General features: G+C 43.8%; 24 protein-coding genes and 2 pseudogenes. 23 read left to right on the top strand and 3 right to left on the bottom strand.

Annotated elements, in window-relative coordinates; genetic code table 11:
• Positions 1-47: 47 nt before the first annotated feature.
• A complete protein-coding gene (locus SY83_RS02325) occupies positions 48-449 on the bottom strand; it encodes a VOC family protein (protein WP_068603899.1) in 402 nt (133 codons plus the stop codon).
• A gap of 249 nt (positions 450-698) precedes the next feature.
• On the opposite strand from SY83_RS02325, the gene SY83_RS02320 reads away from it, so the two are divergent.
• The 10 genes from SY83_RS02320 to SY83_RS02285 all read left to right on the top strand — a co-directional run bounded on the left by SY83_RS02320 (position 699) and on the right by SY83_RS02285 (position 10,012).
• Positions 699-1,118, top strand: coding sequence for a hypothetical protein (locus SY83_RS02320; protein ID WP_068603897.1), 420 nt, complete (start codon positions 699-701; stop codon positions 1,116-1,118).
• Positions 1,119-1,132: 14 nt separating this feature from the next.
• The gene (locus SY83_RS02315; RefSeq protein ID WP_068603895.1) at positions 1,133-5,998 is read left to right on the top strand and encodes a DUF4132 domain-containing protein; all 4,866 of its coding nucleotides are present in this window, start codon (positions 1,133-1,135) and stop codon (positions 5,996-5,998) included.
• A 41-nt stretch (positions 5,999-6,039) separates the two neighbouring features.
• Positions 6,040-6,435: a hypothetical protein gene (locus tag SY83_RS23220; protein ID WP_197479943.1), complete on the top strand. Its 396-nt coding sequence runs from the start codon at positions 6,040-6,042 to the stop codon at positions 6,433-6,435.
• Positions 6,436-6,520: 85 nt separating this feature from the next.
• On the top strand, positions 6,521-7,234 hold the full coding sequence (locus SY83_RS02305; RefSeq protein WP_068603891.1) for a class I SAM-dependent methyltransferase: 714 nt from the start codon (positions 6,521-6,523) through the stop codon (positions 7,232-7,234).
• Between the two features lie 133 nt (positions 7,235-7,367).
• Positions 7,368-7,595, top strand: coding sequence for a hypothetical protein (locus SY83_RS22970; protein ID WP_157279768.1), 228 nt, complete (start codon positions 7,368-7,370; stop codon positions 7,593-7,595).
• 67 nt (positions 7,596-7,662) lie between these two features.
• Positions 7,663-7,941 carry a DUF2691 family protein gene (locus SY83_RS23735; protein WP_407944607.1) on the top strand — a complete coding sequence of 93 codons (279 nt, stop codon included), beginning with the start codon at positions 7,663-7,665 and terminating at the stop codon, positions 7,939-7,941.
• 14 nt (positions 7,942-7,955) lie between these two features.
• Positions 7,956-8,114, top strand: a complete 159-nt coding sequence (locus tag SY83_RS23730) for a DUF2691 family protein (RefSeq protein WP_407944606.1) — start codon at positions 7,956-7,958, stop codon at positions 8,112-8,114.
• A gap of 148 nt (positions 8,115-8,262) precedes the next feature.
• Positions 8,263-8,616: a hypothetical protein gene (locus SY83_RS02295; RefSeq protein ID WP_231891358.1), complete on the top strand. Its 354-nt coding sequence runs from the start codon at positions 8,263-8,265 to the stop codon at positions 8,614-8,616.
• Positions 8,617-8,776: 160 nt separating this feature from the next.
• A complete protein-coding gene (locus SY83_RS02290) occupies positions 8,777-9,427 on the top strand; it encodes a GNAT family N-acetyltransferase (protein WP_068603889.1) in 651 nt (216 codons plus the stop codon).
• Between the two features lie 177 nt (positions 9,428-9,604).
• On the top strand, positions 9,605-10,012 hold the full coding sequence (locus SY83_RS02285) for a cytidine/deoxycytidylate deaminase family protein (RefSeq protein ID WP_068603886.1): 408 nt from the start codon (positions 9,605-9,607) through the stop codon (positions 10,010-10,012).
• A gap of 20 nt (positions 10,013-10,032) precedes the next feature.
• Here SY83_RS02285 and SY83_RS23215 read toward each other — a convergent pair whose 3' ends face one another.
• On the bottom strand, positions 10,033-10,338 hold the full coding sequence (locus SY83_RS23215; RefSeq protein WP_197479942.1) for a hypothetical protein: 306 nt from the start codon (positions 10,336-10,338) through the stop codon (positions 10,033-10,035).
• A 358-nt stretch (positions 10,339-10,696) separates the two neighbouring features.
• Between SY83_RS23215 and SY83_RS02275 the strand changes: the two genes are divergently transcribed.
• From SY83_RS02275 to SY83_RS02240, 9 genes and pseudogenes are all read left to right on the top strand, one after another.
• On the top strand, positions 10,697-11,473 hold the full coding sequence (locus SY83_RS02275; RefSeq protein WP_082882260.1) for a class I SAM-dependent methyltransferase: 777 nt from the start codon (positions 10,697-10,699) through the stop codon (positions 11,471-11,473).
• A 108-nt stretch (positions 11,474-11,581) separates the two neighbouring features.
• Positions 11,582-12,142, top strand: coding sequence for an SF0329 family protein (locus SY83_RS02270; protein WP_068603882.1), 561 nt, complete (start codon positions 11,582-11,584; stop codon positions 12,140-12,142).
• Positions 12,143-12,158: 16 nt separating this feature from the next.
• Positions 12,159-12,788 (top strand): GyrI-like domain-containing protein, encoded by a 630-nt coding sequence (locus tag SY83_RS02265; protein ID WP_068603880.1) that lies wholly within the window; start codon positions 12,159-12,161, stop codon positions 12,786-12,788.
• A 160-nt stretch (positions 12,789-12,948) separates the two neighbouring features.
• Entirely contained in the window at positions 12,949-14,043 is a 1,095-nt protein-coding gene (locus tag SY83_RS02260) for a tyrosine-protein phosphatase (RefSeq protein ID WP_231891357.1), read from the top strand.
• A 93-nt stretch (positions 14,044-14,136) separates the two neighbouring features.
• The gene (locus SY83_RS02255; RefSeq protein ID WP_068603879.1) at positions 14,137-14,409 is read left to right on the top strand and encodes a PQ-loop repeat-containing protein; all 273 of its coding nucleotides are present in this window, start codon (positions 14,137-14,139) and stop codon (positions 14,407-14,409) included.
• 140 nt (positions 14,410-14,549) lie between these two features.
• Positions 14,550-14,846 (top strand): HIRAN domain-containing protein, encoded by a 297-nt coding sequence (locus SY83_RS02250; RefSeq protein WP_068603876.1) that lies wholly within the window; start codon positions 14,550-14,552, stop codon positions 14,844-14,846.
• Between the two features lie 69 nt (positions 14,847-14,915).
• Positions 14,916-15,686 carry a nucleotidyltransferase domain-containing protein gene (locus tag SY83_RS02245; protein WP_068603873.1) on the top strand — a complete coding sequence of 257 codons (771 nt, stop codon included), beginning with the start codon at positions 14,916-14,918 and terminating at the stop codon, positions 15,684-15,686.
• 64 nt (positions 15,687-15,750) lie between these two features.
• Positions 15,751-16,072, top strand: a pseudogene (locus SY83_RS23210) (GNAT family N-acetyltransferase).
• 19 nt (positions 16,073-16,091) lie between these two features.
• Positions 16,092-16,598: a hypothetical protein gene (locus SY83_RS02240; protein WP_068603871.1), complete on the top strand. Its 507-nt coding sequence runs from the start codon at positions 16,092-16,094 to the stop codon at positions 16,596-16,598.
• A gap of 57 nt (positions 16,599-16,655) precedes the next feature.
• Here SY83_RS02240 and SY83_RS22495 read toward each other — a convergent pair.
• Positions 16,656-16,958 (bottom strand): annotated as a pseudogene (locus SY83_RS22495) (SDR family oxidoreductase); the annotation flags it as partial.
• Positions 16,959-17,045: 87 nt separating this feature from the next.
• Here SY83_RS22495 and SY83_RS02235 point away from each other — a divergent pair.
• The 4 genes from SY83_RS02235 (at position 17,046) to SY83_RS02220 (ending at position 23,306) form a co-directional block, all read left to right on the top strand.
• The gene (locus tag SY83_RS02235) at positions 17,046-17,333 is read left to right on the top strand and encodes a helix-turn-helix domain-containing protein (RefSeq protein ID WP_068603869.1); all 288 of its coding nucleotides are present in this window, start codon (positions 17,046-17,048) and stop codon (positions 17,331-17,333) included.
• Between the two features lie 183 nt (positions 17,334-17,516).
• Entirely contained in the window at positions 17,517-18,500 is a 984-nt protein-coding gene (locus tag SY83_RS02230) for a ketoacyl-ACP synthase III (RefSeq protein WP_068603868.1), read from the top strand.
• A 105-nt stretch (positions 18,501-18,605) separates the two neighbouring features.
• A complete protein-coding gene (locus tag SY83_RS02225) occupies positions 18,606-19,028 on the top strand; it encodes a DUF1801 domain-containing protein (protein WP_068603866.1) in 423 nt (140 codons plus the stop codon).
• A gap of 264 nt (positions 19,029-19,292) precedes the next feature.
• Complete coding sequence (locus SY83_RS02220; RefSeq protein WP_068603864.1) at positions 19,293-23,306, top strand: fibronectin type III domain-containing protein; 4,014 nt, start codon at positions 19,293-19,295, stop codon at positions 23,304-23,306.
• The last annotated feature ends 53 nt before the right edge of the window (positions 23,307-23,359 follow it).

Below are 23,359 nucleotides of genomic sequence, written 5' to 3'. Positions count from 1 at the left end.
TGGCATAGCGCCGGACCAACTAGAGCAGGTGGCCGGCGCTTCCATGTTCAGCGTTTCGGCATCTTGCTCTCATCCATGTACAGCAGGTTCCAGCGGTGACCGTCCAGGTCAGCAAATCCTGCGCCGTACATCCAGCCGTCCGTTTCACTAGGCTTGCCAAAAATGCTTCCTCCGGCAAGCTCTACTTTTTGAATAAAGGCATCTACGTCTTCTCTGCTTTCGGCGCCAATGGAGAATATAACTTCTGCATTTTGAGTAGTATCAGAAATTTTGGAACCGGTAAATTTCTCGAATGTCGCATCCGGGAACAGCAGAATCGTTGTTTGGCCTATGGCAAGCCGCGCTCTCTCATTACCCAAGCTCACCGCATGGAATCCAATCTCATTAAAAAAGGCAGTTGACCTTTCAACATCTTTAACCGGCAGGTTAATCCAAATCTCCTGTGACATGGCTGCAGCCCCCTAGAATATATATTCAACTAACCCTACTATACTCTACTTCCGGCAGTAGAAGCGAACGTTAAGCGAGCTGGAGCAGGCCGTCACTCGTATTCTTTAATTTGGCGTAATGTACCTACATGAGTGCTTGAGTAACCTGCTGGATAAGTTGTTAACTTTAACTTTCGTAGTTAGCCAAAAAAATAGATAATAGATATAAGAGTTTTCCACACTCATTGTGCGGTATTTTAAGGAGCCCTAATGAACATTCATATCACTGTCAAAAGCGTAGGTAAGCGCAAGCCCATGCTAACCCACGTAGAATATAAACTCAATACGAATCCTCGTACGTTAAAAGATTTAATCTCCATTTTAGTCATCTCCAACGTTCAAGCTTATCAAGAGCGAGCTAAGGAGAGCTTGTTCATTCAATTCTTAACGGCAAACGAGATCACGGATCAAGCGGCAGAAGGTAAAGTTGGTTTCGGAGCTAGATACGATGAACGCCACGCGGATCCGGAACGTGCTGTTGAGGCGGCTTTGTTAGCTTTTGAAGATGGATTATATAGAGTGTTTATCGAAGATGTGGAAGTAGAGAAGCTTGCGGATGAAATTCAGTTGCAGGCGGGTGATACCGTTACATTCCTTAAATTTACGATGTTAGCCGGTCGATTGTGGTGAAGGGAGTAGTGGAGATGAAGATTGATGACAATGATGCATTTATACAATTGGAACAATTAATCGCTAAGAAATTTAAGGATATAGAGTCTCGCGTGAGCTATTCCATTCATGATGAGGTGGCGGAGCTGCTTGAGCGTTTGTTGGATGAAGGTGAGGGTCAGGCATATTTCGCTCCGCTTATCCCCATAACCAGAACGATCGCCGGCGAATATGCAGCGGAGATTGTGAGCTACTTGTCTGAACATATTACGGAGTACCCGTACAGTCGTTCTTATTTGCGGCGGCCTTTCCGGACGAGGGATTCTCGCGTTCACTTGGGCAACATGCTGTCCTTGATGTTCGATTTATATAACTTGATGGCCACTGGATTTTCCATGTCATCATATTTCACTAGAACGGAACCATTACATGATTATAGGTTCGATTCGATTATGACTTATATGATCGCGTATGAGTTGGACCGCAACAACGAAGAGATCTTCGCGGCGCTGAAGGAGATTGTGTTCGGGGACAACCAGACGGTATTGCTGAACCGGAATATGATTCGCGGGATCGTGTTCAGTCATCGGACAGAAGCACATGTGATGCTTGGCCAGTTGTTAATCGCTGCAAGGCTGCAAGAAGGTCTAAGACAAAGTATCGTGGAAACGATGGATGAGGGCACGATGGCGGCTTACGTGTATCTTTTGCAAGTGATCGTGGATCATGATTTCATTCGGTACAGCTCTGTCATTCGTGCATTGGGTGTGTGGACGGGACTGAATCTGGAAGCAGCCAATACTAGGGTCGTGACTCAATGCTTGGAGTACGCGCACAGATGTCTTCAGGATGAATCTCAACGCCAGGCATGGAAGAAGAGCGAGGATGTTCACAAGCTTTATTTTGCATTGTGGGCAACGGCTGTTTACGAGGAAGATCATCTGCAAGAAGCTATACAATCCATTATGGAGAATGGAGCACTGTACCAGCAAATTACCGCACAATACGTCTTGGTGCAGAGCCGCAACAAAGAGCTTCGTTACAAGCTGGCCATTCCTTATTTATCGCAAACCGACCTGGAATTACAGTCGCTTATTGTAGCGAATTACGGTCATCAGTGGCCCATGGGCTGGTACTATCATACGGAAGAGGATACATACCATTTTGAAAAGACACCTCTGCTAGAAAGCAAAGGAGAACGGACCCGTCAATTCGATCTATTCCGACAAATGCTAATGAACATGCCCAAGCAAGAAGTTAAAGGCAATTCGAGGGTATTCCAGTGGTTAACCTACAACCATACGACGGATGCGATTATGAATAAATTGATGTATCTCGCGGCTTATGATAAGGATGCTGCGCTGCTGGCTCAGATGATTGCGCTTAAGGATCGAATCAGTCCTCAATATCGAAATGCCTTGATACAACAATTCACTCCGGATCTGACGGACAATGCGCAACGTCAATTTCTATTAGATTCCTTGGCGGATAAAAGTGTTCCCAATCGTGAAGCCGCGTTAGAACGCCTCAATAAGATGACCCTTACTTCGCAAGAGGCAGAGTCCGTGCAAGGGCTCTTGAAGCTGAAGACAGGTACGCTTCGCCAAAGTGCTATTCAAGTCTTGTTGAAGTTAGATGGGACACAACTGGAACGAACCATTCAAGCACTGATCACAAGTTCTGTGGAGTTGCAGCGATTAGGCGCTCTTGAACTGCTATGTATGCTTAAGGAAGACGAGCAGGAGAACGATAGGTTCGAACGTGTACAGCATCATCTCTCATCCTTACAGGAGCCTTCAGATAAAGAAAGGACCTATATGGAACGACTGAAGCACAGTGAAAAGAAGGGTCTGCATAACGGCTTCGGACTGTACGACGCGGGGAAACAGCAGCAGCTACATCCATGGCCATACGATGCCAATGATCGAGTCAACGAGCTATTCAATATGCCCCTGGACACCATCAAGCAGTTTCTAGAAGGTTTGTCGGGATTGGTCCATGAACATCGCGAGTTCGAGTATACGTCAGAGTATTATGCCGGGGAGAAGGAGCATTACTTACTGGGAGCACAACTTCACAAGTTGAACAGACGTTGGGATCAGGAGCCAAGGGAATCGGAGCTGGATGGGTATCCGTTGGCCGAAGTGTGGAAGAAGTATTACGCGGATCATGAATTTACGGTGCAAGAAGTCATGCAAATGGAGTTTTACTTCCATAGCAAGGACTTGTGTCAATATGATGCTGATCAATTAAGAGGTTGGGAAGCCGCGAATTACGCCGCACTGGGAGATTGGGGAAGAGAATGGCTGGCTGAGCTGTATCCCATGGGCAAGATGCATGAATTCCATAAATTTATACGGGAACTTCCTTATAGGCATCAAGTTCAACAATTGTTATACGCCTACTATCGGGACTGTGAGGTGGGGGAACGGTTCCAATTCTCGAGTCGGGTGTTAAATCAGGTGATCGTAAGCCTGCAGAGAAGAGAAATTCATGGACAATCCGATGCTTGGCCGTTACTTGTAGAGCCTTGGCTTCGGAGGACAGGGGATGCTGTGTATGATGATCATTCCTTTGCTGCGTATTTTGCATTAAAACATAACTACTATCATATTACGGAATTTAATCATGGTATGTGTGAACTTAAGGATTGGGTAAGAGCACGGGAATTGGGACTCATTGAAGACGAAGAGATCTATCGGGAACTTCTAACAAGAGATCAACAAAGCATGAATCATATGTGGAACATGACCAACAAGAAGATGGATAACACGCTTCAGTCCCCTACGCTGCAACGATTTAAAGAGACGATTGTTCCTCTTATCCTGGATATAGAATTGAATCGCGGAGATCTGGCTACGGAATTATCGAATTTAGCCGGTCGGATTGTCTACTATGAGGGCATGGAATATTTCATTGCCATCTTATCAAGGTTGGATCAAGAAACGTTCGTACGAGGATACATTTATGGTAATCGAAGCAAAAGAGAGTCCTTCAGCCACCTCCTTCGTGCCTGTCATCCGGCAAGTGGTGATGATGTAGAGAAGCTGGCTCGCATGCTGAAGAATTCACGCATTACGGATGAACGTTTACTAGAAGCGGCCATGTATGCGCCGCAGTGGATCGAGCTGATCGCAGCGTACTTAGATTGGCCGGGGTTGCGCAGTGCAGCATGGTACTTCCATGCTCATGTGAACGAGGACTTCTCTGCTGAGAAAGAGACTGTTGTCGCGCATTACTCTCCAATCTCTCCAAAGGAGTTTAACGACGGGGCATTCGACATTCATTGGTTTATGTCCGCTTATGAACAATTGGGCGAGAAGCGGTTCAATATGTTGTACCGCTGTGCCAAATATATCTCAGCCGGATCGAATCATCGGCGCTCTCAGCTGTTCGCGGATGCCGTTCTGGGCAAGTTAGAGTTGCAAGAAATGAAAGCATCTGTCATCGCCAAACGAAACAAAGACCACTTGTTATGCTATAGCTTAGTTCCAATCGGTGACGTACGGGGCAGCGGTGTGCGTGAGCGGTATGAGTTTATCCAGAGATTCGCCCAAGAAAGCAAAAAATTCGGCGCACAACGCAGCGCCAGTGAAGCGATAGCCGTAGCAATCGCGTTGGACAACTTGTCCAGAAATGCAGGTTATGCCGATGTGACCCGGATGAAGTGGGATATGGAATCCAGAAAGTTCGAAGACATGGCTCCTATGCTCGAGCCAACGGTTATTGACGACCTGGAAGTGAAATTGGTTGTTGATAGGGATGGCCGCGCTGCGATTGAGACGACGAAGCAAGGGAAGAAATTGAAGACGTTGCCAGCCAAGTACAGTAAACATCCTTATGTGCTGTCGCTTAAAGAAGCTGTGACTGGTCTGAGAAACCAACATAAGCGCGCAATCATAGAGTTAGAGAAGAGTATGGAGTCGCAGGCGGATTTTGCCTATGAGGAATTGATGAATTTGTCGCATAATCCAACGCTGGCTACGCTTGTTCATTCACTTATATGGCGAACGGGGGAAGATGGTTTTCTCGGGTTCTATCATGCTGGGCAGTTGGTTAATGCTGCGGGACAAGCCTATGCTCTGTCTACTGAGGATCGAATTTGGATAGCGCACCCGGTTCACTTGTATCAGAGCAGTCAATGGAGTTCGTATCAGAAGCTATTGTTCGATCGTCAGCTGCAGCAACCCTTCAAACAAGTGTTCCGGGAGCTGTATGTGCCTAATGCAGACGAGCTGGATAGTGGATCCCATTCCCGTCGGTATGCTGGACACCAAATTCAAATGAATCGTACGATAGCATTATTGAAATCCAGGATGTGGACCGTCAGCTATGAAGAGGGACTTCAGAAGGTGTATCACAAGGAGAATATCATTACTCAAATTTATGCAGTGGCGGATTGGTTCGCTCCTTCGGAGATTGAGGCGCCCACACTGGAGTCGGTCTCGTTCATCCACCGGGATACCTATAAGCCTATTGCAATAAGCGATGTTCCTCCCATCATCTTCTCTGAAGTGATGCGGGATGTAGATTTGGTTGTAAGCACCGCGCACGTCGGCGGGGTCGATCCTGAAGCCAGTCTAACGACTATAGAGTTGCGTAAGGTTATTATTATCGAATCTTTGCGGTTGCTGAAGATAGAGAATGTGCGGTTGGAGGGGAATTTTGCTCGAATATCAGGGGCATTAGAGGACTATGGGGTGCATCTCGGCAGTGGTACCGTCCAAAAGCAGGCTGCGGGCACACTCTACATCTTGGCAGTTCCATCTCAGCACCGTGGCAAGCTGTTCCTTCCATTTCTGGATGAAGACCCGCGAACTTCTGAAATTTTATCGAAAGTCGTCATGCTAGCACAGGACACGAAGATCAAGGATCCTTCTATTTTGGAGCAGTTGAGGTAAGGGGAAGTGATTTCCCCTATTGGTCAAATACTCAATAGCGATTGAAAGGTGTGAAAAACATAACAAACAAAACACATACACCCATGTCTAGTATTATTGGAATCGGTTTATTTACGGTAACATTGTTAGTCCATCTCTGTTTTAAATATAGTAAAACAACAGATGTAGGAATTGGTATGCTACTGTCACTTGCTAATGCTCTTTTACTTGTTTTTACTTTGCTTTGGAGTCTAATGGGAATAATTGAATTTTTAGAGTTAATGAAGGTGAATAGAAATTTAAAGTTTAAATTAAAGAATGAGATGATAACCGGAAGTGAACACAAGATACTATTAAGAAGGCATAAATTAAATTTATCAATAAATATTAGTTACTTATTCATTGTATTATGTCAATTAAGTTATGTAATTGGAAACTGGGATGAAGTAAATATATAAATTAAAGTATGATACATCCGGGCACACTCGAATTCGTCGAGAGAAGTGAATATACGAAAAACATGCAGAGAACTGAGGTAAATGTATGGACAGAGTAGAGGGGATAAGATCAGAAGAAAAAAAATATCATGACTTCTGTTACAATAATCACACTTTATTTGAGCCAGGATCCTGGCTTCACAGACCAGTAAAAACTGTAACAGATCTTTTAGAAGAGTATAAAGAACAAGAATTTTTATGTGTACTAGATTTAGGATCGGGGATTGGTAGAAATAGCATCCCTATAGCGGAATCTATGAGAAATAAAAGTGGTAAAGTAGTCTGCGTTGATTTATTAGAGTCTGCAATAGAAAAATTAAAATTATATAGTCAGAAATTTGGGGTCGAAGAATTTATTGAAACAAGACTATCAGACATTGAAGAATTCACCATTGAACAAGAGGAGTATGACATTATTATTGCTGTATCTGCCCTGGAACATGTAAGTTCGGAAAGGGCATTGGAAAGAAAACTTAATGAAATGACTATTGGAACCAAAACAAATGGAACCAATTGTATTATTATTGGATCGAACATAAAAGAAATAATCCTTGAAAATGAACAAGAACTGGATCCAATGTTTGAAGTGAATATTTCTACTGAAAGAATGATGGAATTATTAAATCAACAATATGCTGGATGGGAAATAAAAAAGCAATTTGTAAAACAAATAGAATATGAAATTGAAAGAAATGGAAAAGCAGTAAAGCTGACAACTGATTGTATAACCTATGTTGCCAAGAAAAAGTTGGGGAAATAGCTCACTTTTTGGGTTAGTGGCATAACAATAAAAAGAGGTGCCGATATGCAACTAGAAATTTTTCTTGATCCCTGGCAATCTTCAGAATCTATAATTTTTTCATGAATTACAGAAAGAAATGTGTGAAAATCATGTGCTGTATGGTGAAAATGTTGAGATAGTGGCAAGAAGAAGAGATAGGGATGAATATCTCTTTAAATACGTAGAAGGAGAGAAATACGCTCAGGTTCATTTAACATGGCGCGGGTCAGTAGAACCAGATCCTTTTTGGCCAGTAACAACTGTTTATGACTCTTTTGAGCAATGGAAAAATGAAATAATGATTCCAAACAATTTAAGATATGGTTTAGAAGCTGAATAAGGAATTTTAAATCTGACGAAGTATTGCGTTAATGTGGATATACAGGCAGATCATAAGGAGAGTATAAATGAAAAGAGGGATTCAATTAGAGATACAGAACGAGTGGGGCAACTATCTTGGAGATGTACTGTTGCCTTTCAACATAAGTCAATTCGATTGGTATATTGGAGGAGAAGAAGCATATCAGGACACTGGGGGAAGTGAGCCCTTGTTTCAAGGTGAGATATATGGGATGAAGGGGCAAGATCTCAGTGAAATTCTTAACTCAAGCAATTACTATATAATTTTTGCGAATTTTAAAGCATTTCCAAAAGGTGAGAGCATTGAAGATGTACTTACCTTTTAATAAGCCAATGCCAGTTGGTTCTATTAGTAGTCGATTCCTCATATGTCACAGTTTATTGTAAAGACAACAAGATACTTGATGACTTGTATCTGAATGCCATTGATAAAGGCTTTGAGAATGTTGAGTATATAACCGACGAAAATGATTTTAGAACAAGGCTATCTGTTTGGTAAGCATGTAGCTAGGTGTATCCATAATCTGAAGGCAGTGACAATAAAATGATAGAATTTCTAAAGAGTAAAGGTATAAAAGCCTACCATGAAATAATAGCGGTATCAGAGAAACCTAACTTATTATTCTCTAACGATAAAGAACAATATAATGCTGAAGCTAACTATAATCCTCTGCACCATTCAAAATTTAAACAAGTTGATAAAAAAAGAAAGTATTTTAATAAGTGAACTAGAGCAAGTGCTTGGTTATGTTGAAATTTCTTTGATTACATATTTAAACAAGCATTATAGAGGGGGATTTTTTGTCTTTTATGTTTGGGGTGATTATTTAATCCCAGCAATAAGAGTTTCAATAGTTACTTACTATGAAGGGTTGGAATTACCTTTTGAATGCAGCTTGTACAACGTTAATGATATCAAGGAAGTCCTTTTGCAATATAAGGATAAAGCACACTTCGAAGGTATAACAATTGAAAATGTATCAGATAAAGAGACAAGATAAAAGGTGACTATGGACTGACGATATACTCTAAAATCATAAGATGTTAATTGAAGTTAATGGCTATTTATGCTCATGCCTTCGCATTTTGTTATAATTGAAGTAGTTTCGATAAGAGTATTGTCTTTGCTAGAACATCATTTTGTCTTGGAGGATATAAAAAATGAATATTGTAATAAGGCATGAACGCCCCGAAGATTACCATCTTGTGGAGGAAATTACTCGAGAGGCGTTTTGGAATTTATACGGTCCAGGTTGTAATGAGCATTTAATTATTCACAATTTAAGGAGACATGCCGATTTTATTCCGGAATTGTCCTTTGTTATAGAACTTGATGGAAAGATTGCTGGGAGCATATTCTACTCACATTCCAAAGTAATTAATAATCATGGAATCGAACACAAGACAATAACTTTTGGTCCCGTCAGTATTCTTCCTGCGTTACAGCGCAAAGGATTAGGGCGTGCATTGATCGTACATTCTATTGAAGAAGCCAAAAAACTTGGCTATACTGCTATCATCATTGGAGGGTACCCTTACCATTACAAACCATATGGTTTTATTGGGTCCAAAAAATATGGCATTGCTATGCCCGATGGAAATTATTATACAGGAATCATGGCGTTACCACTTTATCAAGGTGCATTTGACAGCGTAAGCGGAACAATATTTTTTAGTGAGTGTATGGAGACCGATGAAAGCCAACTTGAAGCATTCGATAAAGCCTTTCCTGAAAAAGAAAAGGCAGTTCAACCCAGCCAAGCTGAATTTGAACTTGCCATAAGTGAAATTGATGATAGCGATTATAATTGAGACATCATATAGGAAGAGCACAGTTAGTAGAAGCAGCATTTGTGCCCAGTTTTGAACACGACCCGTCCCCTTGCCCGATAATTTCGGAACGACATCGTTGGCACCGTTGGCGGTGGATGTGTTCTAGAAGGGTAAAAAAATTATTTCTGACAATTCGCACTTGAATAGGAGAATCTTATGTTACTTGAAGAAATAACATCATCGGATGAAGAACTCATTAGTATGGCAAGAGATATTATAAAAAGAAATTATGACCATAAAAAATTTAATCATACAGTTGGCTGTGCATTACGATGTAAAAGCGGTAAAGTCTACTTGGGGATAAATGTATACTCATTATATGGAGCTTGTGCAGAAACAGTTGCTATCAGTAATGCAATTATGAATGGAGAAAGTGAATTTGACTGTATTGTTGCCATAGGCGGTGATAGAAGTGATATCGTATATTCTCCTTGTGGTAATTGCAGACAGATGTTAAGTGATTACAGTCCAAATTGTAATGTTATTATATCAACCGAAAATGGTCCCAAAAAGATTAGAGCGAAGAATTTGATACCATTTGCTTATCTAACACCTATGGATTAAGTAGAGATTTAATTAATAGACTAAACCAAAAGGTGATATATTTTGATGAGGAAGACGATGAGAAAGAATTTGTTTTTAGAGACTCTATTGGGAAATAATTGTGTCATGTACCAATGTGGGCTGCTCTGCGCAATATAATTACGTGAGGACTGGAGTGCCATCTTCCTACAATAAGCTTCTTTCAGCAACTGCATCAAACCCTCGGATCTTTTGCGAATAAATGTCTCCCCGAAGATCTTCCCTTTCTCCCTTAGTTCGTCATCCGAATAAATTCCTTCTTTAAATTCTCCCCAGCATCCGTCTTCGGTAAGTTTATCCCATCCCATATAGTCAGCGTAAGGACAACAACCAGCCATGCATCTCATTCAATCCCTCAAGTCCTGCTATTCTTAGAGCATCTTCCCAAGCACAATGGTTATTGTGATTCGGAGCATTCAAGATCATTTGAGGATATTTGTAATTCATATAACATCGCGGTCAAAATATTGGGGCTAACCGTTACCGTTCCTTAAAGTTAGCATGTTCCTCAGAAGTGTTAAATGGAATCGTCGGCAAGACATACGCATTCAATTCTCTTACATACGCTTCAGCGTACAATTCCGCAATAGAAAATTAGTTCACCTATAAACTACATAGTTACTAATTATGGTAAATTTTTTTACAAATCGGAGGTGCATAAACAATATGTTCAATCCCAAGACTCATCCTGAATGGGTACGCCCTCATTCCATCGAATGGTACGCCCAGCTAGGTAGTTTAACAGGACAGTATTCGTATCCCTGGAAGTCGACGATTACAACGCCCAACGGAGAAGTGATTTTTGCTAATGAGGTGGCATTGATGGTTCCAGGCATGAAGGTATTGGACATCGGTTGTGGACACGGGGAGTTCGCCTTGCAATGGACACCAGTGGCAAAGCATCTAGTAGGTATTGACATAACAGAAGACTTTATACATCAGGGGAATCAAGCAGGTCGATCCAATGCCACGTTCTTGACGGTAAATACGAAAGGCAGGCTGCCTTTTGATAATGAGGAATTTGACTGTGCGTATAATCGTAGAGGTCCAACATCGGCTTACCTTGACGCAAAAAGAATCATTAAAAAAGGCGGCAAACTCATTGGTCTTCACCCCGGTGATCGCAGTACTTCGGGTTTGTCGGAGTTATTCCCAGAACTTTATGAACCGTCCCCAATAGGTAAACCTATACTTGATAACTTGACTGAAAGGTTAAAGGAAGGTGGATTAACTCAGGCCGAGATTGAAACCGTCAGAAGTATGGAATACCTGCATGAACCTATCGATATTGTGAAAATGAGTGTTTATGGTCAAAAGCCTTTGATATATGAAATGGTATTGCAAGAGTCTATGTCAGAAATCACGCAGATCTTTGAGAAAAACGCAACGGAGAGGGGCTTACCCATAACCTTCGAGAGATATATCGTTCGTGTAACCATCTGAGTATTAACCTAAAGTTTTGAGACCGATGTCCCTCCTTTCATTCATTGTTATCAGATTGTGTATAATAGAATTGCAGATATATTTTGTTACAGAACACAGGAGGATTACATGGCTTGGAGTAAAATAAAGCAACAACTGGAGAGTTTCCTCTCTCCTGCGTTAAATGGAAGGGTCGAATACAGCGCAACCGGATACCGTTATTTACCCGACAAGCCAGGAATTTGTTATATTATGGTCGACAAAAAGAATGTACTCAATATGAATGATATACATAACTCAATGAAATGGTACCAGACGGATTTAGAGATTAAGAATGATCCAGCTATCCAACTACCGATTAACAACGAAGAAATTGAAGAGGTTCGCAAAGATACCAAGGGGCTCGTGCCGGAGCATCGTCTAGAAGTTATTGCACGCAGCAGAAAAATAACTGAACATGCAAAAGAGCTTTTGTCAGCACAGTCATCCTTAAGCAAATCGAATTTTATCGTTGTCGCTAATACGTTTTTATCCAGCCCAATCGAGGAAAGCATTGAAAGTAAAGACATCGTACTCAACATTCTGGCTTTGGTGGACAAGCGAGTTGGAAAAAAACGGATTCTAAACATGTCCGAGAAGATGAAGGCAAAGCATCCGATTGTGCAGTATTTTTATGAATTAAGATCTTGATGGGAGGTGCCTAACCTTGAGCCCCAAAATAGACTACAAAAAAGATTATAAGCAACTCTATGTACCAAAAACGGTACCTGAAATCGTAGACGTCCCGCGGATGTCATTCTTCATGGTCAGCGGTTCGGGGGACCCTAACGGCGAGGAGTTCGGCAGGGTGATCGAAGCTTTGTACAGTGTGAGTTATGCTGTGAGAATGTCATACAAAAGTGATCATGTGCCGAAAGGATACTATGAATACACGGTGTTTCCGCTTGAAGGCGAATGGGATTTGCTTGATTACACTAAGCCCGCGACGGACAAAAGCAATCTGAAGTATACGATTATGATCCGCCAGCCCGATTTTGTAACGGAAGAGAATTATGAACGATATGTGGAACATTCCAAAAGGAAAAAGTCTAATCCGTTGCTTGAGAGGATCCGGTTTGGGCATGTGGAAAATGGACTGAGTTGTCAGATGATGCATCGAGGAAGTTTTGACGAGGAGCCGGCGAGTTTTGAACGGATGGAAGGGTTTTGTACGGAACAGGGGTATACTCGGTCAAGCAAAATTCATCGTGAAATCTACCTGTCCGACCCCCGAAAGACGGAACCAGCGAAGTTGAAAACGGTGTTAAGATTTCCTGTAGAGGTGACGAGAAGCTAACAACACGGGTTGTTGGCTTTTTTGATATGTATATATTTTAATATAAACTTTACATCATCATGTTTTTCAGAAAACAATTAGGGCCTAGAATGAGACAAGTGTTCAACATGAACTTAATCTGATTCGAGGAGAACTGATGATGAATATTAGATCATTACGCATGACAACTATTGTTTTATCTTTATCGCTTATGGTGGGCGCGCTGACACCGGTCGCAGCATCCGCAGCACCTGCCCCAGTACAAGGTCATTTCTCTGCAGCAAGTGTGGAACGTTCCAATCACGGTAAGATGGTCATCCACTGGAAAACAAGTAGCAACCTGGGGCCGGCCAAAATTTACTGGAGCACTTCTCCCGACAACATTGAATCCGATGGAAAACTGTTGGCGCACACCTATACAAGCTTCGGCGGTTATGTAACGGCAGATCCGAAACCGGGCTTCCGCGTGTATTTCAAAATTAAAGCCGGCAACGGTGCCACCGTAACGACGGCTGAGCGCAAAGTGAACCTGCAAGGCGCATTCAACTTCCGTGACTTGGGCGGATATCGCACGACAGACGGAAAAACCGTGAAGTGGGGCAAGTTGTATCGTGCGGAGGAGCTCGGACATCTTACACCTAAAGATTTGGCATATGTCGAGCGTATGGGCCTGAAGACCAATGTAGATTACCGTAATGACTCTGAAGTCAAAGCGATGCCGGATCCGGTCCTTAAAGGCGTTAAATATGTTCGCACAGATCAAGGGAATACAGGTTCAGGAGCCGATCTGAACAGCATTATGGCTTCAGGCATGTTGAAAGATGAACAAACGGCGGTAGGACTTCTTGTGATGGGCAACAAAAGCATGATTGAGAAACCGGAACCTTATGTAACGTTAATGGAACTGCTGAACGAGAAGAACAATATGGCACTTGTGCAACATTGTACCGCGGGTAAAGACCGTACGGGTGTAGGTTCGGCCGTGATTTTGTTGGCGCTTGGCGTAGATGAGAAGACGGTCATGGAAGATTATTTATTAAGCAACGTGTACCGTGCGGAAGCGAACAAGATGATGATTGAAGGCGTTAAGCAAAAAGTGAAAGACGAGAACATGGTCAAAGCGATTACCGCATTAATGGGTGTGCAAAAAGAATTCCTGGGCGCCGCCATCCAAGAAATGAAAACGAAATACGGATCCATCGACGTATTCCTTGAGCAGGGTCTGGGCATTACCAAACAGGAACGCGCTCAACTAAAAGCAATGTACCTTGAGTAGATTTAAGTTGCGCCAATCACACACAGAACAAAAGGCACCCTCGGGTGTCTTTTCCTGTTCCATAGCATATCATTAACAATGGGAGGGGATATCATGATATTTGCCATGTTTCAGCTAATCGGCGGGGTTATCCTTTCTTTCGGCTGGATACCTCAAATCCTTCAAATCATCAGAACCAAATCAGTTAAGGATTTAAACAAGAAAACCTTTTGGCTGTTGTTTATAGGTATTGGATTGATGGAAGTGTATGCCGTTAGCTTGGCGATGGAGGGTGTGGGGTATGCTTTTTTGATAACTAACAGCATGTCCTTAGTTTTGATTATGTTTATTCTTTTTTTAATTTTTTTGTACAGGAATAGGGATTAGTGTTGCCAAGACATCCAAATGAATCTAAATTCCGCAGAACTTCTGCGGAATTTTTTTGCGAACGGACATTCGCTGACACTGCGTGGTCACGTGCTCCTGATACAATAGGCACTATCATCTTGCTAAAGGGGAACGTGAATGTGGAACAACTAACGTATATTGCCATCACAGGCATGCAGCATCATCTCGGAACGGGGTTCGTAAAACCGGGGCAGGTGATTGTGCTGCGCAAGGAGCCGGATAATGCGTTCGATCAGGAGGCGATTAAGGCGGAGGTGACTGCGCTTGGTCAAATCGGTTATGTCGCCAACAGCCCTCATACAGTCCCTAAAGGTTGCAAAAGCGCCGGACGAATTTACGATACATTCGAGGAACATCTGAGCGGCGTAGTGCGGTTCGTGTTGAAGGATACGGCAATTGTGGAGTGTCAAAGGTAAGCTCGTTTTAAAAAATAATGGAGCGCTCATAACGATGGTATAATGTTTTCAAAAGGAGATGAGCATACCATGAATGAAACGATTCTAGCTAAACTCAAAGAGATCGAAATATTACACCAGATTAAAGTGTTGTTTGCGGTAGAATCGGGGAGCAGAGCCTGGGGCTTTCCTTCCAAAGATAGTGATTACGATGTTCGATTCGTTTACATAAAACAACCGGCTTGGTACCTGTCTATTGATGAGAAACGAGATGTCATTGAGGAACCAGTCAACAATCTTTTGGATATAAACGGGTGGGATATCAGGAAAGCGCTAAAGCTGTTTAGAAAGTCGAATCCGCCTCTCCTCGAGTGGCTTGAATCTAGCATTATCTATTACGAGGGTTATGGATTCAGGGATGAGATGAAGAGTCTCAAAGAAGAAGTTTTCTCACCAAAGGCATCCTTGCACCATTACTTAAGTATGGCAAAAGGAAATTTTCGAGAGTATCTGCAAGGTGATTTAGTTAAAATTAAGAAATATTTTTATGTCCTCAGACCGATTATGGCTTGTTTGTGGATCGAAAAATATAACGCAAATCCCCCAATCTTGTTTCAGGAACTGGTGGATGACATTCTTCAAGGTAGGACCGAACTGAAGCAAGAAATAGATGCTCTGCTTGCTAGAAAGATGTCTGGCGATGAAATGGATTTGGAACCTCGCATTCAAGTAATTCATGATTTTATAGATACAGAGATTGAAAGAATGACTGGGTATGCTAACCTCATTAAGGTTGAACAAGAGGATCCAACTGAGATTCTAAATCACTTGTTTCGAAAGTATTTAAACATTTGGGATTAAACTCAGTACATAAGCGAGGACAATAACATGAACAACGCTTAAACCCATCGAGGAGGTGCTGATCTTGCAGACTGTATTTCTGGCAAAACCGAGTATTGAATATCGAGAGGAATACCTAGCTTTTAATGAGGAATGGAAGGCTAGTGGAGAAGCAATGGTATGGATGGGTAGTTAGCAAAGACCCGGCTGATTTTGCAGGTATGATTGAACTTCTTTTTGAAATGAAAATCGCGAGCATATCCCCGAAGATTGGGTCCCAAGTTCTACATACTGGTTAGTAACCGATGACAAAAGAGTTTTAACGGCAGTAAAACGGTGGAGTACCGGACACCATCTTTACAGAAGATGACGGTAATATCGTAAAAAGATTTTGGATTGAAAGCTAATCAATTGGAGGAACAACCCATGATTAAACACAAATATTTGATTTTAATTTCAGCACTGATCCTACTGTTGATGGCCAGTGCATGTAGTAATCAGACCAACAACGCCGCACCGGAGACGAATTCGTCTTTAACGACGCCAGAGAATGAAGCCACTGGAAATAATTCAGCTGAAACAGAACCTGAGACTACAACCGACACTGACAAGGACATTCAGGTTTTCATAGACCAGACAAAGAAGCCTATTGAGGGGAACAGCTTTGATTTTGCCGTGAAACAGCTTCCGGAAGGGTTCGCCCTTGCCGAAATGCAGTGGTTGTCCAAGGACAACATGATTATCAATTCAGTTCAAGATGCGATTGCAAACGGAGCAAGCGGTGCAGACGGATTTTGCATAAGCGGCAACGGACAAATGACAGGATTCTTCTATTCGGATTCGATGAAAGGCGAGACAGGAAAGATTGTAATTCTGTTTAAGGATGAGCAAGGTGAGGAATTAACGTGGAAAAAGGAACTTACGTTGAAGTAAGATATTCACAACAAAGAAGAGCTACAGCAATGAAACGCTGTAGCTCTTCTTTGTGTTTTAAGCGGAACTTGCAGTCGGTCTGATGATGATTTCATTTACGTCAACTTCCGGCGGTTGTTCTATGGCAAACAATATGGATTGAGCAAAAGATGAAGCAGGAATGGAAATTTTTCGATACTCTTTCATGACCTGTCTCGCTTGATCGTCAGAGATACTATCGGCAAGTTCAGATTCCGTTACACCTGGAGATATAGACGTAACACGGATACCCGACCCAACTTCTTGACGCAATCCTTCCGTTATGGCGCGTACAGCATACTTGGTAGCACAATAAACGGCCGCGGTCGGTGATACCGCATAGGTTGTTCGGCTGGTTCGTCTCCTGGATACGCCGGAGGAATTCCCGTACTTGTTCCTCTAATTACGCAAGAGATTCTTTATCGAATTATGCAAGATGAACAAGGTCAATCTATGAAACAATTTTGCGTGGCCGGGAGTCATGCTGAACGAATTGCAGATGTTGTCAAATGGATCGAACGTGATTTCAACGAACCGCTACAAATTTCTAAGCTTTCCGCTGCTGTAAATATGAGCCCTTCGTCACTTCATCATCACTTTAAAGAAATAACGGCCATGAGTCCTCTCCAATTTCAAAAACAAGTGAGATTACAAGAAGCCCGTCGTCTCCTGCTCTCAGGGGATACTGAAGCGGCGGATGCTGGATTTGGGTTGTGAAAGCCCCTCGGAATTTAACAGAGAATATGCCCGGATGTCGGCATGCCTCCGATGCGAGATATTAAACGTTTTCGTGGTGAATAGAGTTGCGAGAAATATAATGTTAGTGGTAAGATTCTGTAATAAATTAGTACCAGGTATTAATATGAGATATTAAACATATAATCTAAAGAGGTGATAAGAATGTCAAGTTCCAAAGCAAGGATTACTGCAATAGGTTCATATGTTCCAGAGCGAAGATTAACAAATCAAGATTTAGAAAAAATGGTGGATACGAATGATGAGTGGATTGTTCAGCGAACAGGTATTAAAGAGCGGAGAATAGCCGGTGAAGAAGAGTTTACGAGCGATATTAGCTATAAAGCTGTATTAAACTTAATGGAACGATACGGTAAATCTGTTGAGGATGTAGATTTAATCATTGTGTGTACAATAACTCCTGATTTCAAAACTCCTAGTGTAGCTTCATATCTTCAAACTAAGTTGGACATTAAGAATACTGGAGCCATTGACTTAAATGCTGCTTGTGCAGGTTTTACATATGGCTTACACATAGCAAATGGTATGATAACATCTGGTTTAAACAAAAAAATTCTTGTTGTTGGTGCTGAAACTTTATCCAAAATAACGGACTATACGGATCGAACTACTTGTATACTTTTCGGTGATGGCGCAGGAGCCGCTCTTGTAGAATATGATGAACACCAACCAAGTTTTATCTCATCACATTTGGGATCAGAAGGAGAGGGTGGACATCATTTATACTGCACAATTCTATCAAACCGAATGCACAATGAAGATTTAACCGATAGCGGCTATATTGTACAAAATGGTAGAGAGGTCTATAAATGGGTTGTTAAAACGATACCGAAAGGAATGCAATCCGTTATGAATAACGCTTCGATTAACTTGGATGAAGTGGATTGGTTTGTTCCTCACAGTGCAAACTTAAGAATGCTGGAGTCTATTTGTGAAAAAAGCAATTTCCCTATAGAACGAACATTATACAGTTTAGTCAACTACGGAAACACATCCTCAGCAACGATTCCATTGTCCTTAGATATAGGAGTTACAACTGGGAGAATTAAGAATGGTGATAAAGTATTAATGTATGGTTTTGGAGGCGGCTTGGCTCACGCAGGACTGTTAATTCATTGGAATGTGTAAACACGGTAGGTAGCCAATAGCCCATCTACAGTTCCGAAGGGTGTAAAAAGCGCGTGGTCCGGTTCGTGTTGATACTTGTAAAAAGACCCAAAGGAGCGAATGATTATGTATGAAACCAAGACGAAAGAAACCGAACATAGTGTAATTGAGTTCATTGAGGGGGTGGAGTCCCCGAAGAAGAGGGAGGATGCGTATCGGCTACTGGATATCTTCACGGAGACGACGGGCTATGAAGCGAAGATGTGGGGACCGAGTATTATCGGTTTCGGTTCCTATCACTATAAGTACGCCTCAGGGCATGAAGGCGATGCGCCGCTCGTTGGGTTCTCGCCTCGCAAAGCGAAGATCAGCTTGTATATCGCCACCGGGGACAACACGCAGGACGCGCTGTTGACGGACTTCGGCAAGCATACGCTAGCCAAAGGCTGCATCTATATCAACAAAGTAGCGGATATTGATACCGAAGTGTTGAAGAAACTCATTGTTCAATGCGCGAAGTTCGTGAGAGAGACTTATCCGGAGGCTTGATAGGTGGACAAAGTGGTGCATCATCGATGGCGTAACTGTTGAAATCTCATACGTAGAGCAAGGTTCGGTCCATAGACCGGGCCTATTTATATTACGACAAGACGCTTGTCGCAAAGTGACAAGATAGTATTCGAAAGTAAAAATATCATCCTATGTAACCGTTTTCAGTCAATATATGATGGAATCATAGAAACTTGAGGGAGGTGATCGAATTTCGCGGTTTGGTTTTCATCCATTATGCATAAACGAGAGGAGTTTATTTGTGTGAAAAAAAGGTGCGGATTTCTAAGTGTGATGTTGTTGTCTGCCTGGTGTAGTTCCTTAGCTTCTGCTGCGACTTACGATGAAACGTATTATATTTTGCCTAACACCTGGCCTTCCCCTCCCCAACAGCGGATCAACGCGGAGTACAACGGAATTGTCACTTCGATCGGCGATTCACCCTATGTGAAGTCAGGATTGAGCACTCAAACTTCATATCTAAGTTTAGATACTTTATCGCATCAACAGAATTATAACTGGGATCCCAACTTCCTGGATCAACAGCTGAAATATGCCGAGGATAACCAGAAGCCGTTGCTGATCCAACTGAACGCGGGCGGATGGGCCGGTGATGCCGGACTGATGCACGCGCTGCAGGATGATACGAGAACGACGATGTGGGATACGAACAATTGGGATATGTTCCGCAGTATCGATCAGCACAACTATATGACGTATTCAAGAAAGAACCTGAAGCATTATGCTTTCAAAAAGCGGAATCTCCAGCAGGTAGCCCAGCGGCTTATCGAATGGAGGGCTGCTCACCCTGACCTGTTAGTGGGCGTCAGCTTGGATTCGGAAGATTGGCAGTATGTATGGGACGGCACCCGATATTCGGATTACAATCCGTTATCCATCTCGGAGTGGAAGGAATGGCTCACAGGCACCGGGATGTATGACCCTGTGAACGGAGCGTATAAGGGCGAGGCACGCAGCCCGGTGTTCACTTCCATCGGCCAGTTTAATACGGCGATGGGCACCAGCTTTGCTTCGTGGAGTGCGGTGGATCCTCCTCGTACCCGAGCCGACGGGAATCCGTTCTGGGAAGAGTGGACAAGATGGAGAACGACGCTATTGAAGCATCATTTGCAGGATTTAGCGAACTGGCTGATCGAAGCGGGTTTGCCGGCTAACCGTGTATTCGCTCATCAAAACCATATTACTTCGGGATCGGAAGGGTATTACTTAACGTCTTCGATTCTGACTACCGCCGACCTCTCTCCGGGATCTTTGGGTGTAACCTTGTATGGAGATTCAACCAAAGATGAGGATTATATGAAACAGGTACTGGGCTACAACAAGAATTGGGGCTCACCGGAGTATAATCCTATGCAGAAGACTGATAAAGCTTACAATTACGACGGGCTGGTAAAAACCTATGAAGGCGGGGCGCACTACATTTCACCGCTCAGTTGGTTTGATCCTGTTACTTCCCCGTATGAGATTAAAAATACACAGTTTGAAACGGCGATGCAGGATTTCGTTGCAGCCTTTGGCAATCAGCGCCGGCCGGCCCGTTTCGATATCGACTCGCCAGGCACCCTGGTCTATGATATGAAGGCGAATTTCTCACAGGCTGTCGTTTCCAACACGATTACCGGTACTGCCGGCTCCTATACGGTTGGCGGTATAGCTAAAGACGGAATTTTTCTTCATGCTCCTAACACCGGAGATGCAACGGCGGTCTACAGCAATGTTGCCCTGCCTTCCGTAACCAACGGACAACGTCTGAATATCGCCATCCATTCCGGTTTGGCAGACGGAGCCAATACCTCCGACGGTTACAAGGTGAAAGTGCTGGTGAACGGAACTGCTGTCTTTACAGGAGATTATTCCCAGCCGCACTACAGTGCATGGCATCGTTGGGAGCCCGCGATGATCGATGTAACGAATTATGCGGGTCAAACCGTGCAGATTACGCTGGCCTCCAACAAAGGGAAGACGACCAGCAATGCTGACTGGGTCGTGTTCGGAACCCCGGCGATCTACAAAGGCACGCCTGATTATACGCCGCCAAGCGCCGTAGGAACTGTGGCTGCAAGTACTTCAGGCAGTCATCGGATCGGTTTAAGCTGGCCTGCTATAGCTAATCAGGGTGTGGCGGAGTATAAAATATACCGGAGCACTTCTTCCGGCTTTACCCCGTCGGCGGCCAATTTCGTCGGATTCTCCAACCGGGCGGGCTTCTCCGACAGCGGTCTGAATCCGTCCACAACCTACTACTACAAAGTGTCTGCTTTGGATGAAGCGGGAAATGAGGGAGCTTATTCGAGTCAAAGTTCAGCAGCTACAGCCGCTAATTCGACTACGGCACCTGCACAGCTCACAGGTGTCACTGCCGTCCTGGATTCTTCCAGAGACTTCGTGACGCTGAACTGGAATGCTTCCTCGGCAGGAAATGTCAGGGAGTACCGGATTTACCGCAGCACGAAAAGCTCGTTCGCTGCCGACAAGAGCCAGATGATCGCTGCCTTGCCTGCCTCATCGGGAACGTCATACAAGGACTACTACTTATTTGATAACAAAACATACTATTATCAGATCGCGGCCTGCGATACGAACGATAACTGCGGTCCTGTCACTGCTGCCGTCTCCGTGCCGGTTGCGGGGAATTCAGCCGCATGGTCTTTCAATACCAGCGGGAATTTCGAGGGCTGGACAGTGACTAACAATGTAACGGGCGCGTCGGTGAACGGCCAGTTGAATTTTACGATTACAGGGAATGATCCTTACATCGTTTCGCTGGCTCAGCTCAACCTTCGAGGAAAACGCAGCCATTATGTCCGTGTCGTGATGAAGAACAATACGGCGGGCACCTCCGCGCAGCTGTTCTGGACGACGGATCAGAATGCGTCCTTCAGTGGAAATCAGCAGCTTACGATTCCGATTGTCGCTAACGATACACAATACCGTACGTATTGGTTCGATCTGGGCAATAACTATCAGTTTGCCGGGGTGCTCCAAAGCCTGCGTCTGGATTTGAACGCTACGTCAGGCACGGTCAATATTGACTCGATCGACGTGGTTGAGGGTCCTGATTTACTCCCTTGGGAATTTAATCAGAACGGGAATGCGGAAGGGTGGACGGCCGGTGCGCAAATCGACTCATCTTCGGTTACTGGCGGGGCACTGAAACTGACGATGACGAACCGTACCGCCCCTTACGTTGAATCTCAAGGCAATCTGAAAATCCAGGCGAGAGGGAATCAGTCCATCCGGATGTATGCCAAGAATGCGACCAACGCATTCCAGGCTAAAATTCAATGGACTACAGAGTCCGATTCGGCCTGGGATGCAAATAAAAGCACGGTAATTCAAATACAGCCGGGGGATACCGGGTTTACGGACTACGTGTTCCCTGTCGGGGCAAACGGAAACTGGTCGGGGACCATCAACAAGCTTCGCATTTATCCGTTCAGCAGTGACGGCAGCACGGCCTTTACCGGCACGGTAGATATTGACCGCATTACGGTAGCAGGTCATCTTCCGGTCAATGACGCGGTTCCGTTCGGCATTCCGGGCAATGGCAAAGTCGATCTGTATTGGGCCCAGAACCGCCGGGATACGGGAGCAAACGTCTACCGCAGCACGAGCTACAACGGCAATTATACAAAAATCAATACGAATCCGGTCAGCATGCATTTCGAAGACACCACGGCTGTGAACGGGCAAACTTACTACTATAAGATTCAATATACGAATTGGCTCGGATCCGGTATCGTCACACGACCGACGGGTGCGTTAAGGCCTGCTGCGGGAACCGTGACCCTGAAGGAGCCCAACTTCGTCAGCTATGTGGGCGGAGTCGGGAACTGGTATTTCGAAACGTATAACGGGACTTCTTACAGCCCGATGACTTATGTGCATGATCAGGCTTTCAACGATTACTGGTCGGGAGGAGGCGCCAAAATTTCAAGGGTAGCGTCCAATCCGGCTGTAGGCAGCGATGCCGTAATGAAGTGGGTATCCCCAGTCACGGGAACGCTGACGGTTACCGGCAGCCCGCAATATATTGTAAATGACCGGACCCAAGGGGACGGAGCGGATGTGAAAATTATGAAGAACGGGACTCAACTGTGGTCGGCTTCCTTAAATCCGTTTTCTTTTGCTGCGGAGTCTGCCGTACACAATGTGACCGTTTCGGTAAATCAGGGAGATGTGCTCTACTTCCATGTAAACGCAAAGAACGATGCTTTGAAAGAATCGGTCTGGTGGAACCCGCAAATCAGCTACTAAGTCGGAATCTATAGAGTACAAAAAAAGGTTGCGGGAATGTTTCCCGCAACCTT

Source organism: Paenibacillus swuensis (assembly GCF_001644605.1).
GTDB classification, from domain to species: Bacteria; Bacillota; Bacilli; order Paenibacillales; family DY6; genus Paenibacillus_N; species Paenibacillus_N swuensis.
Note: the sequence above shows the minus strand (reverse complement) of the source record. Positions and strands in the feature narration are given on the sequence as shown.